Genomic DNA, 2307 nt, shown 5'->3' with positions numbered 1-2307 from the left:
TCAGCCTTTGCCTGATTGACGCTGACACCAAGCACAACAGGTGCGGCGGCCGTCGCAATCATCGCGGCCCAGAAGGCAGCCGTCGCCAAACGTGGCGCAACATTCAGCGCGGAGGAAGCAGTCAGCGTCATGGCGCGGCCTTTCAGCGCGCTCATCTTGCCCTGCTTGCCGCCTGCGGCGCAGCTGGCGCCCTTGTTGGAAACTTCGTTCATACATATCTCCAATATTTTCTATATGGAATTCAATTGATTAAAACCAGCAACCCTTCGTTAACGGATCGATGGCATTCCCGGGCTTTTCGATGCTTAAAATCCAACGCGCATCTACTCCGGCCTTCTTGCCGCTACACTTCCTGCATTTGCATCTTTCCTCCAGACCAGCCCTGCCGGCCCCATCCCAACCTCAAGGGCGCACCGCCCCGGTTAGCTACGTACGATATTACAAATAGGAATACAGAATATTCTCTGATCTCAAATTCAAACCGTTCCCTTTAACGCGAATTTGCCACAAAAATAAATAGTCCTCCTGCTCTATCCGGCGCTATACCCACGCAATCCTTCAGCCATGTGGCGGAATTACAATAATTGCACGACTGCATATATATGTCTGAACTTATATATACTGTCATTCCCACATTCATAAGTACCACCCTCTTTTCAATACATATTAGAATTGTATTATCTATTTAAGCGCCCCAAAAAGACCTCAAAGCGCCGCGTCACGCGCACAAAGCCAGAGCCCCAACCGCAAAACAAAGCGGGGGACCTTCGCGAGGATCCAGGAAAAATAAAGGAGCGGCCTGACCAAATAACCCCAGACAACCCCTAGAAGCTGAAACCAGAGTGGCATCGCTGTGCCATCAGGGTGATTGTCGAGTAGAGGAGCGGACTCAAGCTCCCTGAGCACCGGAATTCAGAAAAATTGCCATTTCCTGCCACCCGGGGCGACTTTTGGAACAGGCTTGTAAAATGGCTGCAACGTTCCAACCTTCAATGAAACTGCTCCAGCCCCTCTACAAATCCGATTCACTCCAGGATCGACCCGGTTTGGCTTTTGAAAAGGAAAACCGTTTGCAGCGCTCCCTTACTCGTGATCATCTAATGGGCCAGCGGCCCAAATATCCTCGTCCCTGTTATTCCAGAAGGACACTTCTATGCGTTATTCGCTCGATCTCGTTCACACATCACGCGATTGGACAGAAATTCATAAAATTCGCAGCGAGGTGCTGTTTGACGGTTTTGACGATGGTTTCATCTATGATGAAAACCATCCTGACGATCGGCTTCCAGGTCATTTTCCGTTCATCTTGCGATATGATGAAGAAACAATTGGTACCGCACGTCTCGATATCAACGGCGAAATCGGCGTCGTTCGTTTGGTGGCCATCGCAAAGCGCTATCAAAGCAAAGGCCATGGCAAGGTTCTTGACGCACTCATCGAAGCCGAAGGCAGAAAGCACAATTTGAAAATGTTATGCGTGAATGCTGAGCCACAAGCCGTCCAATTTTATATGCATACGGGATGGGAGCGCTGTCTGTGGGATCAGGCAGAGTTGGTCGGTCTTGCTGAAGGCTGCCAACAAATGATCAAAGCTCTGTGAGCAGAGCCGACAGGACTATCGTTCACAGTGCACCATCAGTGCATCAGGAGAACGCCAAACCGGGATATAGAATTGCCATTTGAAGCCACACCGCAAAACCGTGGCACCGCTCAAACTCAAAATGAAGACGGGAATGGAATTGTGCGTTTTTATGAAGAGATAACGCCTGGAAAATATCGGGAGATAATCGTATGTCCGATAAAAGATAAAGGCATATGTTGAAGATCAATCAGGAAACTTATTACCTGTTGAACAGGATTCACTTATTCTCAAATTCCCGGATCGGAATTTTCTGGAGATCTATTGGGGAGAACGAAATTCCGGCGTTCCCAGGCCCGCGAATGTAGAAATATGGAGCGATAGGCAGACGAAGCGTCAGCTTTCCCAAGACGGAATTAACGCAATACCCAAGGCAACATGCCTCGTTTTGGTCCCGGCCGCTGCCAATCTGGTTTTGGTCCGGCCAAATTCGCGTCCTCGAAATGGCTAATCTGGAATGTGGTTAGAAAGGCATTGATTACCATTACAGCCTCCCCGCCAGAACCATCTACATCGCACCGGCGAATATGAAAACCGGCATGGGCAATCGCGCCCACAACATCAACCACTAGGTCACATACCCATAAAATAGTTTTCGGTTTGAATGGTTTGTGATTCACTGTCTCCATTGATTTGGAGGCAGTGATGGCGCGTTTTGATTTAACAGA

General features: G+C 49.1%; 3 protein-coding genes. 1 reads left to right on the top strand and 2 read right to left on the bottom strand.

Annotated elements, in window-relative coordinates:
- The coding region (locus ACTJKP_RS26740; protein ID WP_440632814.1) for a hypothetical protein at nucleotides 1-212 on the bottom strand (212 nt) is incomplete at its 3' end.
- 941 nt (nucleotides 213-1153) lie between these two features.
- Here ACTJKP_RS26740 and ACTJKP_RS26735 point away from each other — a divergent pair.
- Entirely contained in the window at nucleotides 1154-1600 is a 447-nt protein-coding gene (locus ACTJKP_RS26735; protein ID WP_440632813.1) for a GNAT family N-acetyltransferase, read from the top strand.
- A gap of 395 nt (nucleotides 1601-1995) precedes the next feature.
- Here the strand turns inward: ACTJKP_RS26735 and ACTJKP_RS26730 are convergent.
- Nucleotides 1996-2307, bottom strand: a 312-nt coding sequence (locus ACTJKP_RS26730) for a hypothetical protein (protein WP_440632812.1), incomplete at its 5' end; no start/stop codon positions are given.

The sequence above is a fragment of the Brucella sp. 22210 genome (genome assembly GCF_052045675.1).
Lineage (GTDB): Bacteria > Pseudomonadota > Alphaproteobacteria > Rhizobiales > Rhizobiaceae > Brucella.
This window is presented reverse-complemented; position numbering and strand designations above follow the sequence as displayed.